The following is a 12,714-nucleotide window of genomic DNA, read 5'->3' on the forward strand; positions in this document are numbered from 1 at the left end:
GGCTCGGTTTTCTCGGCGGGGCAAGGTGCGGGCGCGCGGGTGCCCATCACATTCACGCAAGCGGCACCGACAGCGCAATCCGATAGAGCTGCAAAATGCCCCATTTGTGCGCATGGTCAATTTTGCACTCCCCTGTGATATGCCTCACATTCAATTTGCCTTCCATGGTGGTTGGCCTGCGTGGGGCCGGCCTTTTGTCGGCGCCACCCTCGACTCGAGCCGTGCGCGATCGGCTTTTATTCGGACAATAGGGATGCAAACCATTTAATGGGCGAACCGCCCGACGGTGAGTCAAACGGATCAATACCTGCAGAATCTTTCCTGCTCGCGGAAGATGGTTGGCAGGGGTGTCGGCATCCATGGCGGGGTCCGGGGGGTCGGCGGTCGACTCCTGGGTCTCGATTGCTCGGGCTGTCGAAGTAGGGAAGAGGATCCTTTTCCTGCGGAGAAGCGGTGCAGGGATTTCTTGTCCGTGCCCATGCGAAAAATGGCCGCGCTTCCGAGAATTGTCACGCTGGTGGAGAAGGTGCTGGTAGGAGGCAGTCGGCCCGGCATCGTTGGCGCGAGGGGCGGCACGCCGACAGCGGAAGGGGTGGAGGTGGAACCGTTCGTACATGACGCAGGTGCGGCGGCGTCCTGGTCTTCCGAATCGGTCCGGCCGAAGTTTCGCCGTTCGGGGGCCGGGTTCATTCCCCCCCGGTCGATGGGTCCCGGAGCGCGAAGCGCCGGGCGCGGATTCACTTCGGCGGCGGGCGGTAGCGTGGGGCGCATGGAGGAGATCGCCGGGGTGGAGGTCGTCGCGTTCGCGGACGGGGCGGCGTTCGAGGGCTGGCTGGCCGGGCACTGGACGCGGGAGGCGGGCGTCTGGGTGAAGGTGGCCAAGAAGAAGTCGGGCATTCCCACGGTCACCGAGGACGAACTCGTCGACATCGGGCTCTGCTACGGCTGGATCTCCGGGCAGCGGCGCTCGCTGGACGCGCAGTACTACCTGCAGAAGTACGTGCCGCGGCGCCCCCGGAGCCGGTGGTCGCAGGTGAACGTCGACAAGGTCGCGGAGCTGACGGCCGCCGGGCGGATGCGCGAACCCGGGCTGGCCGAGGTGCGCCGGGCGCAGCAGGACGGGCGCTGGGCAGCCGCCTACGAGTCGCAGCGGACGGCGACGGTGCCGCCCGACCTGGCGGCCGCGCTGGCGGCCGACGGTACGGCCGCCAGCGCCTTCGAGGCGCTCGACCGGACGGGTCGGTACCAGGTGGTCCTGCCGCTGCTCCAGGCGCTCACCCCCGAGGCCCGGCAGGCGCGGCTGGCGAAGGCCGTGGCCGGGCTGCGGGCCGCCGGGGGCCGCTCGGGACGGAAATGACGGAGCGTCAGGGTGTGGTGGGGGTGACGGGCCGTTGGTCCGGCCCGACGACGGAGGGGCGGTGCGGGTCGGCCGGGGCGATGGCGTGGTCGTCGAAGAGGCTCTCCAGGGCTTCCAGTCCGGCCCGGTGGCGGAAGGTCTTCTCGGCCTCGGTGATCGGCAGCAGCCAGAGAATCCGGGCGTGCGCCCCGCCGTCCCAGCGGCAGACCTCGAAGTCGGGCCCGAGCGGGTAGGGCAGGCTGACCAGGTAGTGGTCGCACGCGGAGTCGCCCAGCCAGGGCCGGCCGATCGGCACCGTGTGTCCGACGTCGAGCCGCTGGGTGGCGGGCCCGCAGTGGTAGTAGGCGTTCATGGTGACGCTCTCCAGGTTGACCGGGTCGTCGACCGGCGCCGCGAGGAAGAACTCCGTCCCGTGCCCGCCCTCCTGCGTGGCCGCCCAGCAGCCCGAGCTGACGTACAGCCACCAGTCGCCCGGCCCCGCCGGGTGCACCCGCAGCACGCGGAACCCCGGGACGCGCTCCTCGATCGGCCCCGGCACCCCCGGGAGTTCGTCGATCCGGCGCCCCGGCAGGGTGCGACGGAGGTGGGCGAGGAGGGCGGCGTGCGCCGGGGAGCCGTTCATCCGACCATGATCCGATACGAAGGGCCGAGGCCGGCGGCCGGGTAGGGTCGCCGGCATGTTCGAGTACCACGGGTGGGTGACGATCCGGGAGACCGCGACGGCCGAGGACGGTGACTGGGCGGAGGAGCAGGCCCGGTTGCGGGCGATCGTGGCGGGCATCGAGGAGCGGGCCCGGGAACTGAGCGGCCCCTGCCTGCTGGACGTGCGGTGGATGAACGGCGAGCCCTACCTGCACCTCGGCGGTTCGTGCAACCACCGCGACCCCGGGGTCCTCGCCTTCTTCCGCGAGGTCGGCGAGCGGGCTCCGGGTTCGTACGGCGTGCTGCACGTCCGGGACGACGAGGACGCCGAGGGTGCCGAGGACGCCGAGGGGCGGGGCAACGAGCTGCGGGCGCACCGGATGGTGCGGGGGCGGGTGGCCGAAGGAGCGGAGGCCGAACTCTCGCCGTGCATACCGGTGCTGGAGGACCCCTGGGAGTAGGCGCAGGCTCAAGATCTGCTCAGACCTCGGGCGCGGGTGGCGGGGCTCTGCCAGCATGGGCGCGCCGCAGGGGCGGAGCGGGGCGTGGGGGAGAGGGGCGGGGATGACGGGGAGCGTCGACGCCGGGGCGCCGGTGTTGGAGCCGTGCCCGAGTTGCGGGTCGAGCGACCGGGTGGTCGGGGTGCCGGCCGTGTACCACCGGGGGCGTGATCAGGTGACCGTCACCGGGCTGCCCCGGAGCGACGACAATCCTTCGGGGACCGAGACCCGCCGCTTCACTTCGTCCCTGTCGGACGCGCTGCGGCCCGCCCCCGTGCTGCTGCCGCTGTCCTGTGCGGGGCACGTCGGGCTGGGCGTCCTGCTGGTGCTGGTGTCGATCGGCACCTTCGTCGGGGGCGCGGTCGGTGGTGGCTGGTTCGCCGACGATCCCGGGCCCGACCGGTCGTGGGCCTACGACGCGTACCACTCCTCGCTGTCCACCGGGCCCGCGCACCGGCCGGACCTGTCCTTTCTCGGCTGGATCTCCGCGATCGCCCTGCTGGCCGCCGTCACGCTGTTCGTCCGGGCCCGGCGGGAGCGGGCCGCGCAGCGGCGGCTGCTGGCCGGGCGGCCGGAGGCGGAGCGGGTCTGGGCCCGGGGGTGGTACTGCGAGCGCTGCGGCAGCGTGCACTTCCGTTCCCCCACGGGTGCGGCGGGGCGGGCGATGACCCTGCAGGAGTTCCGGGCGGAGGTCTGGGACGCGGGCGGGTACGGGCAGCTCGCCGAGCGCGGCCGGTTCTGACGGATCGGCAGGGCGGTTCGGCGGTTCGGCGGTTTGGTGGTTCAGGGGCGGCGGGCGAGGAAGACGTGTTCCTTGCCCGGGCGGTCCGGTGCCTCCCGGACGTCGGCCAGCTCGAACCCCGCGGCCCGCAGGTCGGCCGCGACCTCCTCGCGTTCGCGGAAGCGCAGGGTGGAATCCGAGGTCAGGTGCGCGCCGTCGGCGGCGAAGACGTAGTTCCAGCGGAACGTCACCAGTTGGCCGGCCACCTCGACCAGCTCCACCCAGTTCTCCACCGCGCCGACGCCCGGCAGTTCGGAGACCCGGTGGGACGCCCCGCGCGTCCATTCCTCCCAGGCGCGGCGGGCCGGTACCCGGACCTCGAACACGAAGTGCCCGCCCGGGCGCAGCGCCTCGTGCACGCCCTTCAGGGTGGCGAGCCACGGCCCGTCCCCGGTGATCTGCTGGGCCGCGTTGGCCGTCATGGTGACCAGGTCGACGCCGAGCGGCGGCAGGGTCGTGGCGTCGCCGGTGATCCACCGGACCCGTTCGGCACCCGGTTTGGCGCGCGCCACCTCGATCGAGGCGGCCGCCGGGTCGACCCCGATCACCTCGGTCCGCTCGTCCCGCGCCAGCAGCAGCGCGAACACGCCGGTGCCGCAGCCCAGGTCCAGCACCTGCCGCGCCCCGAGAGTGCGTGCCAGCGCGAGGTAGGGCAGCAGATCGGGGCGCTCCGGGTCGAGGGCGTCGTAGATCGCGGCGAGGCGGGGGTGGGTGAAGCACTCGTCGGCCATGGTGCGGAGGCTATGCCTGACGGCCCATCAGCGGCATTCGATTTTTCGCACACGTCCTGGTGCGGGGAGAGGGCGGCTCGCCGAACGGGAGGAGGGGAAGGGAAAGGGAGGGGCGGCCCCAAGGCGGGGAGGTGAAGGGGGGGGGAAGGGAGGGGGAGGGAGGTAGAGCAGGCAGGCAGGGCAGGAGGAGGGGGAGAGGTAGGGGGAGCGGCCCCAGGACAGGGGGGTGAAGGGGAGGTGGGGCAGGCAGGCAGGCAGGGCAGGAGGAGGAGAGGTAGGGGGAGGGGGCCAGGGGGGCAGGGGGAAGGGGGTCAAGGGAGGCGGGGTCGTAGGATGATCTGATGGATCATCAGGACGTGCGCGCCGCCCTCGGGGAGCTCCGGCGTGTCCTCGCCCCGCAGGTGGGACGGGACTGGGACGTGCCGGCGGGGCCGCTGGACTGGAGTTGTCGGGACACTCTCGCGCACATCGGGCACGACCAGCTCGCCTACGCCGGTCAGCTGGTCGCCCGGCCGGTCGACCGCTATCTGCCGTTCGACCTGGCGGTGCGGCCGGGGGCCGGGCCGGGCGACGTCCTGCAGGTGGTGCTGGCCTGCGGGGAGTTGCTTGCGGTCGCGCTGGCCGCGGCCGGGCCGGGGGTGCGGGCCTGGCACTGGGGGCCGACCGATCCGGGTGGGTTCGCCGCGATGGGGGTCGCCGAGATCCTGCTGCACACCCATGACATCGCCACCGGCCTCGGCCTCGGCTGGTCGCCGCCGGCCGGGCCGGCCGCGGCGGTGCTGGCCCGGCTGTTCCCCGACGCGCCGACCGGTACGGGGGCCGATCCGGCCGCCGTCCTGCTCTGGTGCACCGGCCGGGCCGCGCTCCCCGGCCTGCCCCGTCGTACCTCCTGGGTGTGGCGGGCCGCGCTGCCGGAGTGAGCGGGCCGGTGGTGAGGGTGCGTCAGGACGGGACGGGCACCATCCGGTGCAGGCCCTTGCGGTCGTAGTAGCGCGTCATGGCGAAGCCGAAGACCAGGCCGATCACCAGGCCGAGCAGGATCATCAGCCAGGCCCGGGTGAGGCCCGCGTCGGCCTGGGCGTCGAAGTAGAGGATGGCCCGGACGCCGCCCGCGACCTGGCGCATCGGCTCGAACGCGCCGAGGAAGCGGTAGAAGGACGGGGTCGCCTGGAGCGGCACCGTCGCGCCCGAGGAGGGCAGCGCCAGCGCGATGAAGACGAACATGGCGACCAGTTGGCCCAGGGTGCCGAAGGCGGCGTTGATCGCCTGCACGCCGATGCCGACCGACACGCAGGCGCAGAACGAGAAGACCCAGAGCAGGGCCGGGTGCGGGGCGTCCATCCCGAGGATGCCGACCGTGGCCAGCATGATCATCGTGGTGGTGACGGCCGACAGCCCCGCCGTCATCGCCATCTTCACCACCAGCGTCTGGGTGCGGCTGATCGGCAGCGTGGGCCGGCGGCTGTGCCACGGCCCGATCTCGCTGTCCGCGTAGCCGAGCGCCGTGTCCACCCCGTTGTGCACCAGGTTCGCGCTCAGGAACCCGGCCAGCACCAGCAGCAGCGTGTAGTAGAAGGCGCTCAGCCCCAGCCCCGTGTGCCGCCCGATCGGATGGCCGGGCTTCACCTGCACGTCCACCGGGTCCGCCAGCAGCAGCTTCGCGGTCGCCGAGGCGTTCGGCACGGCCGGTACCAGTTGCTTGCCCAGCGTCGCCGAGGAGCGGTGCGCCGCGGCCTGGGTGATCTGGCCCGCCAGCGAGGAGCCCAGCGACCCGGTGCCCGGGTTGGTCAGCGACAGCAGCACCGGGCGGGCCGACGCCTGGTCGGCGGTCAGCGCGGCCACGCTGCGGGTGAAGTCCTCGGGCACCACCAGCGCCCCGTACACCTTGCCCGAGGACAGCTTCTCCTGCGCCTCGGCCATCGACACCCGCTCCCACTGGACCTGTCCCGGCGGGGTGCCCGCCGCGACCGCGTCCGCCAACTCGGCGCCCAGCGGCGCCCGGTGGCCCGGCAGCGGCGGCCCGGTGTCCGCGTCCACCAGCGCGATCGGCATCCGGTGCAGGTTGTCCTGCGGCGTCAGGATGCCGCCCATGTACAGCAGCGACAGCACCAGGGCGACCAGCGCGCTCAGCACCCCCGGCACCAGCCACAGCTTCCAACGGCGCAGCACCCGCCCGGCCCTGGCCTGCGGCCCGTGCACCTGCGGGGGAATCCCGGTCGCCATGCCACTCCACCGACTCGTCGCCACCGGACCCCCGGCCGGGCGCCCGGAGGCGACGATAGGTCCGCGTTCCCGCCCGCCCCCGCCGCCCCGGCGCGACATCGGCACGGCTCACTCCAACGGGCCAGCGGCCGGCGTTCGCTAGAGTCGCGTCCATGGACGAGCAGGTGAGGACGCCGTTCGGGGACTTCCCCGACGCCCGGCGCGCGGTGGACGCCGTCGCCGAACTGGCCGCCCCCGTGGCCGAAGCACTCAAGAACTGGGACGCCGACCTGGCCCGGTCGGTCCTGTACGTGGACACCGACCCCGAACTCGCCGACACCGCCGTGTTCTGCGCCGCGTACGGGGTGCCCGTCGAGGCCTCGGCGAACTGCGTGGTGGTCGCGGCCAAGCGCGGCGGCGAGACCACGCTCGCCGCCGGTCTGGTCCTCGCCACCACCCGACTCGACGTCAACAAGGCCGTCCGCGGCCACCTCGGCGCCCGGAAGGCGTCCTTCGCGCCGATGGACGCCGCCGTCGACGGCAGCGGCATGGAGTACGGCGGCATCACCCCCGTCGGCCTCCCCGCGCACTGGCCGCTGCTGGTCGACGCCGCCGTGGCCGCGACCCCGTGGGTGCTGGTCGGCAGCGGGCGGCGGCGCGGCAAGCTGCTGCTGCCCGGGGCGGCGGTCGCGGCCCTGCCCGGGGCGACGGTGCTGGACGGGCTGGCGGGCTGAGCCCTCCCCGCGGACGCCCTCCCCGCAGACGCCTTCCCGGGGACGCCCTCCCCGGCGGCCGGAACCCCCGGGGCCGGGGAACACGGTGGGCGCCCGGACAGTTGGACCGGATGGTCCCGCTCGTGAGCCGGTGCTCCGGGCGGGGCGAGTCGACGCCACACGCGAGGAGTGAGAACGAGATGACCACGGACCGTGCTGTCCTGGCCGGCGGGTGCTTCTGGGGAATGCAGGAGCTGATCCGCAAACTCCCCGGCGTCCTGTCGACCCGCACCGGCTACACGGGCGGCGAGAACGCGCACGCCACCTACCGCAACCACCCCGGCCACGCCGAGGCGCTGGAGATCGTCTACGACCCGGAGCGGACCGACTACCGGGCGCTGCTGGAGTTCTTCTTCCAGATCCACGACCCGAGCACCGTCGACCGCCAGGGCAACGACATCGGCAGCAGCTACCGCTCCGCGATCTTCTACACGGACGAGCAGCAGCGCGCCGTCGCGCTCGACACCATCGCGGACGTCGACGCGAGCGGCCTCTGGCCGGGCAAGGTGGTCACCGAGGTCACCCCGCTCGGCGACTTCTGGGAGGCCGAGCCCGAGCACCAGGACTACCTCCAGCGCATCCCGAACGGGTACACCTGCCACTTCCCGCGGCCGGGCTGGAAGCTGCCGGTGCGCGACGGGGCCTGACGGCCGGGAGGCACGGCGCGCGGGCCCGGCGCGGTGCCGGAAGTGCGGAGCAGTGCCGGAAGTGCGGTGCCGGAAGCCCGGCGCGGTGCCGGAAGAAGCGGGAGCCGGTCGTGGGTGCGGAGCCCGCGGCCGGCTCCCGGCCGTTCCGGGGGCGGGTCAGCCGGTCGCGCGGGCGCGGAGCAGGGCGTCGAGGGAGTCGACGATCCAGTCCCAGGAGAGCTGCGGGTCGACGGGGGTGTGGGCGAAGCCGCCGGCCGCTTCGAGGGCGATGTAGCCGTGGACGGTGCCGCCGAGCAGGCGGACGGCGTGGGTCTGGTCCGGCTCCGGGAGGTGGTAGCCGCGCAGGATCGCCCGGACGAGGTGGGCGTGCCGGGGGGCGGCGCTGGTCGCGGCGGTCTCCCCGTCCAGGCGCAGGCGGGCGGCTTCGTAGCGGCCCGGGTGCTCGCGGGCGTAGCCGCGGTACGCCTCGGCGAAGGCGGCCAGCGCGTCGCGCCCGGCCCGGCCGGCGACCGCGTCGGCGGCGCGGTCGGCGAGCTCGGTGAGGGCGAGCAGGGCGATCCGGACCTTCAGGTCCTGGGAGCTCTTGACGTGCGAGTAGAGGCTGGCGACCTTCACGTCGAAGCGGCGGGCCAGTTCGGCGACCGTCACCCGGTCGAAGCCCACCTCGTCGGCGAGTTCCGCCCCGGCCCGGGCCAGCACCTCGGGGGTCAGTCCTGCGCGTGCCACCGGCTGTCGTCTCCTCGTCCGGGATCGGGGTCGCTTCCTCCGTCGATTATCCATTTGCCTAAACGACTTAGGCAAATTAGCGTGGCGTTTCGTGAGAGAGCTGACCGAACCCGAGATCCGCGCCGCGTTCCTGAACTGCTCCAAGGGCGAGGCGAAACGACTGAACCTGCCCCGCGAGCTGGCCGAACAGCCCTGGGGCGAGCTGGACTTCCTGGGCTGGCGCGACCCGCAGGCCCCCGACCGCGCCTACCTGGTCACCGACCTGGGCGAGCAGCCGCAGGCCGTGGTGCTGCGCAGCTCCTCCGCCGCGTCCTGGCAGGCCCGGCGGAGCATCTGCTCGCTCTGCGTCACCACCCACACCGGCGGCGTCTCCCTGCTGGTCGCCCCGCTGGCCGGTCCCGCCGGGCGGCAGGGCAACTCGGTCGGGGCGTACATGTGCAGCGACCTCGCCTGCCCGCTGTACGTCCGCGGCCTGCGCGAGACCGGCACCAAGATCTACGAGTCGCTGACGCAGGAGCAGCGGATCGACCGGATGCGCGACAACCTGGCCGACTTCCTGGCGAAGGTCCGGGCCGGCACCCCCGTGGGCTGACCGCGGCCCCCGCCGGGCGCCCCGGTAGGGTGCGGGGCGGGGGCGGCCGGTGTGCGAACGATCGCCCCCGGACGGCTCCGCGGCGCGAGCGGGACAAGCGGGACAAGGGGAGGAAACGGATGACGGCTTTCACGAGGGACACCGCACCCGGGGTGGGCACTGCGGCCGGGGTGGGCAGCGAGGACGGGGCACTCGACGCGTACGACGCGCTGGAGCGCCGGATCTGGGACGGGCGCGCCGACGCCTACGCCGCGAGCTTCGCCCGGCTCTGCGCGCACCCCGTGCCCGCGCTGCTCGACGCCGCCGGGGTCGTCCCCGGCACCGCCGTGCTGGACGTCGGCACCGGGACGGGCGCCGCCGCGGCCGCCGCCGGAGCGCGCGGAGCCCGGGTGACGGCCGTCGACGCCGAACCCAGCATGCTGGCGGCCGCCCGGCGTAACGCCCCCGGAGCGGTGGTGCGGGCCGCGACGCTCCCCGAGCTCCCTTTCGGGGACGGCGAGTTCGACGCCGTCGTGGGCAACTTCGTGCTCAACCACGTGGGGCGGCAGCCCGCCGCGCTCACCGAACTGTGCCGGGTGCTGCGCCCCGGCGGCCGGCTCGCGCTCACCGTCTGGGCCCAGCCCGCGCTGCCCGGCCAGACCCTGCTCGGCCGCGCCGTCGAGGCCGCCGGGACGCCCCGGCCCGCCCACCTGCCGCCCGCGCCCCCGGCGCTCCAGGCCGCCGGCACCCCCGACGGGCTGGCCGCGCTGGTCGCCGACGCGGGCCTGCGCGACGTCGAGGTCGACGTCCTGCGCTGGGAGCACCGCACCACCCCCGAGGACTGGTGGGCCGGGCCCGCCGGCCGGGTCGCCTTCATCGGCGAATTGCTGCACCACCAGACGCCGGAGCTCCGGGCCTCGGTCAAGGCGCACTTCGAACGCCTCGCGGAGGAATTCCGGGAGCCGGACGGCCTGTTGGCGCTGCCGCACGCGGCGCTGCTGGTGTCCGGCCGCCGCTGAGCGCCTTCCGGCGGGGCGGGGGTCGGAGGGGGCGGTCGGTGCCGCCGGCGCCGGGGCCGGTGGCCGGCCGGGGGGTCAGGGGACTTCGAGCGAGATCTGGGTGCCGAGTTCGCGGAAGCCGATCCGCTGGGCGACCCGGCGGGAGGCGGCCGGGCGGGCGCGCCACTGCGGGAGGAGGCCGGCGGCGAGGGCGTGGCGGGCGGCGGCCGCCGCGACGGTGCCGGCCAGGCCCCGGCCCCGGTGGGCCGGGGTGGTGAGGACGGAGAACTGGGCGGTGGCGAACGGCCAGGCGCGGTAGCCGCAGGCGGCGAGGACGGTGGAGCCCTCGGTCACCGCGAACACGGGTGAGGTGATCTCGTCCAGGCCCGCCTCGTCGCGCTCCTCCGACGGGACGCGGTCCGCGAGCTGCCGCAACGCCGGGTGGCCGGGCGGGAGTCGGCGGACCCGCGGCGTGGTGGGGGCGCCGGTGGCCGTCGGGCCCTGGACGGCGGGCTGCTGCGGCGTCGCGCGGTCGAGGGGGAGCCGGTACGTCCGCGGGGCGGCGTCCGGGGCGGCGGGCTGCCGCAGGGCCGGGTGGTCGGCCGGGAGTCGGCGGGCCCGCAGGGTCGGGACGCCGGGCGGGAACCGGGGGAGTCGCGGGGCGGGGGCCGTCAGGGCGTCCGGGGCGAGGTAGGCGAGGGTGGCCGTGCCGAGGAGGCACCGGATGGGCAGGGCGGCGCGCAGGCGCTGCGGGTCGGCGGCCGCGCCCGGGTCGGGGTGGAGCGCGGCGCGGACGAGCGCGGCCCGTCGTTCGTCCGGGGCGGTGGCCAGGACCGCGCCGTCCAGGGTGATCAGGCCGACCCAACCGGCCGGGCACAGGCCCGAGTCGGGGGACACCAGGACGGTGGCGGCACCCCGGGGCGGGAACGCGGCGGGCGCCTCGGCGAGACCCGTCCAGAGCCGCCGGGCCCGGCGGAGGAGATCGTTCGTCATCGGGGCAGTCTGCCCCGGGCGGTCGTCCGCGTGCACCGGAGTTTCGGCGCACCGGAGTTTCGCCGCGGCGGGGCGGCGGCCGTCGGCTCAGTGGCCGCCGCGCGGGAACTCGCAGCCGCCCTCCTGGTACGGCCCGTGCACCTCGATCTGCGGCGGGGCGGAGAGGACGCCGGTCAGGCAGGGGCCGAGGCCCGGGACGGTGAGGGTGAAGTGCAGGGAGGTCGGGTACTCGGTCACCTTGGCGTCCTGGTAGCCGAGTTGGCGCAGCAGCGTCTCGGCGGACTGCGGGCCGGTGGGCGGGGCGGCCTTGGCGAGGGCGGCGGTGAGGCGGGCGGCGTGCGCCTCGCCCCGGCACTGCTGCATCGGGTTCAGCGGGACGGTCTGCTGGAAGGAGTGGTTCTCCAGGTACTTCGGGTTCTCCGGGGCGGGGCCGCCCCCGCTCCCGGCCGTCGCGGTGGCCTGCGGCAGCTCCGTCGGGCGGCCCGCGCAGCCGGCGGCCACCTCGGGGTACGTCCGGTCGTGCTCGGCGACCCGCCGCTCCAGGTCCTGCCGGGCCTGCGCGGCGGCGTCCGGGGCGGCCGTCGTGCGCGAGGTCGCCCGCGGGGTCGCGTCGGAGCGGCCCGGGGACTCGGCGGCGGACTTGCTGCCGCAACCGGTCAGCAGGCCGGCGGCGGCGAGGACGGCGGCGGCCGCGGCGAGGGCGGGACGAGACACGGCAGGGCACTCCGGAGACGGCGGGACGGGCCCGGTCGGCCCGTCGGTCCGCTCATCATTCCGTATGCGACGGATCTCCGGCCAGAGTACGCGTACTCAGTTCCGGTCGGTCTCGCTCGGCCCCGGTCAGGCCGGGCGGGGGGCGCCGTGCCAGCGCCAGGTGGTCGGGCGGGGGCGGTCGGGCAGGTCGGCGCGGCCGGTGGAGTGCAGCAGGGCCGTCCACGGGTCGGTGTCGGCGGGGGCGTCGGGGAAGAGCCGGTGCAGGACGCGGGCGCACAGGTCGGCGGGCGGGGCCCAGGGCAGGCCGAGGCCGACGGCCAGGTCGTGGGTGTGGACCAGGGTCTCGACCACGCCCATCGCGGCGAAGCCCTCCGGGTCGGCGGCCCCGAAGACGTGGTGCGCGCGGACGGTCGGCGGCGAGGTCCGGACGACCGCGGCCAGCAGCGCGCCGCAGGTGTCGAGGACCTGGAGCAGCCCCGCGACACCGCCCGCCGGATCGGCGGACACCGCGTTCGCGGGCCCGCCCGGCCGCTTGCGGGCCCAGCCGAACGGGACGTGGGTGTCCTGCGGCGGGGAGGACGGGGCGATCTGCGCGGCGTACGAGAACAGGTCGTCGGCCAGGTGCTCGCCGGTCTCCCAGCAGGTCCACTCCAGCGAACCGGCGTTGACGCCCCAGTCGGCGCTCTCGGCGGCGCGCAGGGTGGTGATCGCGGACCGGACGGCGAGGGTGACGTCGTCGGCGGTGACCGGGCCGGGGGAGGAGGAAGTCATGCGGGCGAGCGTAACAAGGCAGCTCCGGGGCGGTCTCCGCCGGTGGGGGCGGACCGGTGGGGGCGGACCGGGAAGGGCGAGGGGGCGAGAGGGGGGAGTGGCGGGGTCGGGGGCAGAAGTTCAGCCGGGGTGCGATTTTCAACGGCTTCGGCGCTGGTGGGGCTGGCTGGTGGGTATACGGATCGGGCACTGTGGTGAACGGGCCGGAAACCCGGTGCGCCGAGGGGGCGGGCCCGTGCCGGATCGGCCTTCTCGCTGCTGCGGAGCGTCCCGTCATGCCCGTTTCGGTCCACATGTTTCCAGGTCAG

16 protein-coding genes are annotated in these 12,714 nt (G+C 74.8%); 8 read left to right on the forward strand and 8 right to left on the reverse strand.

Features of this window, described 5'->3' with window-relative positions:
* Positions 1-52 precede the first annotated feature (52 nt).
* Entirely contained in the window at positions 53-361 is a 309-nt protein-coding gene (locus tag ACIQBJ_RS15300; protein ID WP_400709053.1) for a hypothetical protein, read from the reverse strand.
* A gap of 408 nt (positions 362-769) precedes the next feature.
* On the opposite strand from ACIQBJ_RS15300, the gene ACIQBJ_RS15305 reads away from it, so the two are divergent.
* Complete coding sequence (locus ACIQBJ_RS15305) at positions 770-1,357, forward strand: YdeI family protein (RefSeq protein WP_400709056.1); 588 nt, start codon at positions 770-772, stop codon at positions 1,355-1,357.
* Positions 1,358-1,364: 7 nt separating this feature from the next.
* On the opposite strand, the gene ACIQBJ_RS15310 is transcribed toward ACIQBJ_RS15305, so the two are convergent.
* Positions 1,365-1,979, reverse strand: coding sequence for a suppressor of fused domain protein (locus ACIQBJ_RS15310; protein ID WP_400709058.1), 615 nt, complete (start codon positions 1,977-1,979; stop codon positions 1,365-1,367).
* A 55-nt stretch (positions 1,980-2,034) separates the two neighbouring features.
* On the opposite strand from ACIQBJ_RS15310, the gene ACIQBJ_RS15315 reads away from it, so the two are divergent.
* Both ACIQBJ_RS15315 and ACIQBJ_RS15320 read left to right on the forward strand, forming a co-directional pair.
* Positions 2,035-2,460 carry an Imm7 family immunity protein gene (locus ACIQBJ_RS15315; protein WP_400709061.1) on the forward strand — a complete coding sequence of 142 codons (426 nt, stop codon included), beginning with the start codon at positions 2,035-2,037 and terminating at the stop codon, positions 2,458-2,460.
* A 103-nt stretch (positions 2,461-2,563) separates the two neighbouring features.
* On the forward strand, positions 2,564-3,241 hold the full coding sequence (locus tag ACIQBJ_RS15320; RefSeq protein ID WP_400709064.1) for a hypothetical protein: 678 nt from the start codon (positions 2,564-2,566) through the stop codon (positions 3,239-3,241).
* 41 nt (positions 3,242-3,282) lie between these two features.
* On the opposite strand, the gene ACIQBJ_RS15325 is transcribed toward ACIQBJ_RS15320, so the two are convergent.
* Positions 3,283-4,011, reverse strand: coding sequence for a class I SAM-dependent methyltransferase (locus ACIQBJ_RS15325; protein WP_400709067.1), 729 nt, complete (start codon positions 4,009-4,011; stop codon positions 3,283-3,285).
* 341 nt (positions 4,012-4,352) lie between these two features.
* Here ACIQBJ_RS15325 and ACIQBJ_RS15330 point away from each other — a divergent pair, with 341 nt between their 5' ends.
* Positions 4,353-4,931, forward strand: a complete 579-nt coding sequence (locus tag ACIQBJ_RS15330) for a maleylpyruvate isomerase N-terminal domain-containing protein (protein WP_400709069.1) — start codon at positions 4,353-4,355, stop codon at positions 4,929-4,931.
* A 22-nt stretch (positions 4,932-4,953) separates the two neighbouring features.
* On the opposite strand, the gene ACIQBJ_RS15335 is transcribed toward ACIQBJ_RS15330, so the two are convergent.
* Positions 4,954-6,234: a YhgE/Pip domain-containing protein gene (locus ACIQBJ_RS15335; protein ID WP_400709072.1), complete on the reverse strand. Its 1,281-nt coding sequence runs from the start codon at positions 6,232-6,234 to the stop codon at positions 4,954-4,956.
* Between the two features lie 152 nt (positions 6,235-6,386).
* Between ACIQBJ_RS15335 and ACIQBJ_RS15340 the strand changes: the two genes are divergently transcribed.
* Both ACIQBJ_RS15340 and msrA read left to right on the forward strand, forming a co-directional pair.
* Positions 6,387-6,947, forward strand: a complete 561-nt coding sequence (locus ACIQBJ_RS15340; protein WP_400709075.1) for a YbaK/EbsC family protein — start codon at positions 6,387-6,389, stop codon at positions 6,945-6,947.
* A 179-nt stretch (positions 6,948-7,126) separates the two neighbouring features.
* Entirely contained in the window at positions 7,127-7,633 is a 507-nt protein-coding gene (gene msrA / locus ACIQBJ_RS15345) for a peptide-methionine (S)-S-oxide reductase MsrA (RefSeq protein ID WP_400709078.1), read from the forward strand.
* 156 nt (positions 7,634-7,789) lie between these two features.
* On the opposite strand, the gene ACIQBJ_RS15350 is transcribed toward msrA, so the two are convergent.
* Positions 7,790-8,359: a TetR/AcrR family transcriptional regulator gene (locus ACIQBJ_RS15350; RefSeq protein ID WP_400709081.1), complete on the reverse strand. Its 570-nt coding sequence runs from the start codon at positions 8,357-8,359 to the stop codon at positions 7,790-7,792.
* Positions 8,360-8,450: 91 nt separating this feature from the next.
* Between ACIQBJ_RS15350 and ACIQBJ_RS15355 the strand changes: the two genes are divergently transcribed.
* Complete coding sequence (locus tag ACIQBJ_RS15355) at positions 8,451-8,951, forward strand: FBP domain-containing protein (protein WP_400709084.1); 501 nt, start codon at positions 8,451-8,453, stop codon at positions 8,949-8,951.
* A 119-nt stretch (positions 8,952-9,070) separates the two neighbouring features.
* Entirely contained in the window at positions 9,071-9,949 is an 879-nt protein-coding gene (locus ACIQBJ_RS15360; protein WP_400709087.1) for a class I SAM-dependent methyltransferase, read from the forward strand.
* A 75-nt stretch (positions 9,950-10,024) separates the two neighbouring features.
* On the opposite strand, the gene ACIQBJ_RS15365 is transcribed toward ACIQBJ_RS15360, so the two are convergent.
* The 3 genes from ACIQBJ_RS15365 to ACIQBJ_RS15375 all read right to left on the reverse strand — a co-directional run bounded on the left by ACIQBJ_RS15365 (position 10,025) and on the right by ACIQBJ_RS15375 (position 12,406).
* Positions 10,025-10,921: a GNAT family N-acetyltransferase gene (locus ACIQBJ_RS15365; protein WP_400709090.1), complete on the reverse strand. Its 897-nt coding sequence runs from the start codon at positions 10,919-10,921 to the stop codon at positions 10,025-10,027.
* An 87-nt stretch (positions 10,922-11,008) separates the two neighbouring features.
* Entirely contained in the window at positions 11,009-11,635 is a 627-nt protein-coding gene (locus ACIQBJ_RS15370; RefSeq protein WP_400709093.1) for a hypothetical protein, read from the reverse strand.
* A 126-nt stretch (positions 11,636-11,761) separates the two neighbouring features.
* Positions 11,762-12,406: a hypothetical protein gene (locus ACIQBJ_RS15375; RefSeq protein ID WP_400709096.1), complete on the reverse strand. Its 645-nt coding sequence runs from the start codon at positions 12,404-12,406 to the stop codon at positions 11,762-11,764.
* Between the last annotated feature and the right edge of the window lie 308 nt (positions 12,407-12,714).

This window comes from Kitasatospora sp. NPDC088391 (assembly GCF_044753345.1).
GTDB lineage: Bacteria > Actinomycetota > Actinomycetes > Streptomycetales > Streptomycetaceae > Kitasatospora.

Excerpts from the sequence above, each read along its gene's own strand:
- ACIQBJ_RS15300 (WP_400709053.1), bottom strand. The coding sequence starts at position 361 with ATGGATGCCGACACCCCTGCCAACCATCTTCCGCGAGCAGGAAAGATT.
- ACIQBJ_RS15305 (WP_400709056.1), top strand. The coding sequence starts at position 770 with ATGGAGGAGATCGCCGGGGTGGAGGTCGTCGCGTTCGCGGACGGGGCG.
- ACIQBJ_RS15310 (WP_400709058.1), bottom strand. The coding sequence starts at position 1,979 with ATGAACGGCTCCCCGGCGCACGCCGCCCTCCTCGCCCACCTCCGTCGC.
- ACIQBJ_RS15315 (WP_400709061.1), top strand. The coding sequence starts at position 2,035 with ATGTTCGAGTACCACGGGTGGGTGACGATCCGGGAGACCGCGACGGCC.
- ACIQBJ_RS15320 (WP_400709064.1), top strand. The coding sequence starts at position 2,564 with ATGACGGGGAGCGTCGACGCCGGGGCGCCGGTGTTGGAGCCGTGCCCG.
- ACIQBJ_RS15325 (WP_400709067.1), bottom strand. The coding sequence starts at position 4,011 with ATGGCCGACGAGTGCTTCACCCACCCCCGCCTCGCCGCGATCTACGAC.
- ACIQBJ_RS15330 (WP_400709069.1), top strand. The coding sequence starts at position 4,353 with ATGGATCATCAGGACGTGCGCGCCGCCCTCGGGGAGCTCCGGCGTGTC.
- ACIQBJ_RS15335 (WP_400709072.1), bottom strand. The coding sequence starts at position 6,234 with ATGGCGACCGGGATTCCCCCGCAGGTGCACGGGCCGCAGGCCAGGGCC.
- ACIQBJ_RS15340 (WP_400709075.1), top strand. The coding sequence starts at position 6,387 with ATGGACGAGCAGGTGAGGACGCCGTTCGGGGACTTCCCCGACGCCCGG.
- msrA (WP_400709078.1), top strand. The coding sequence starts at position 7,127 with ATGACCACGGACCGTGCTGTCCTGGCCGGCGGGTGCTTCTGGGGAATG.
- ACIQBJ_RS15360 (WP_400709087.1), top strand. The coding sequence starts at position 9,071 with ATGACGGCTTTCACGAGGGACACCGCACCCGGGGTGGGCACTGCGGCC.
- ACIQBJ_RS15365 (WP_400709090.1), bottom strand. The coding sequence starts at position 10,921 with ATGACGAACGATCTCCTCCGCCGGGCCCGGCGGCTCTGGACGGGTCTC.
- ACIQBJ_RS15375 (WP_400709096.1), bottom strand. The coding sequence starts at position 12,406 with ATGACTTCCTCCTCCCCCGGCCCGGTCACCGCCGACGACGTCACCCTC.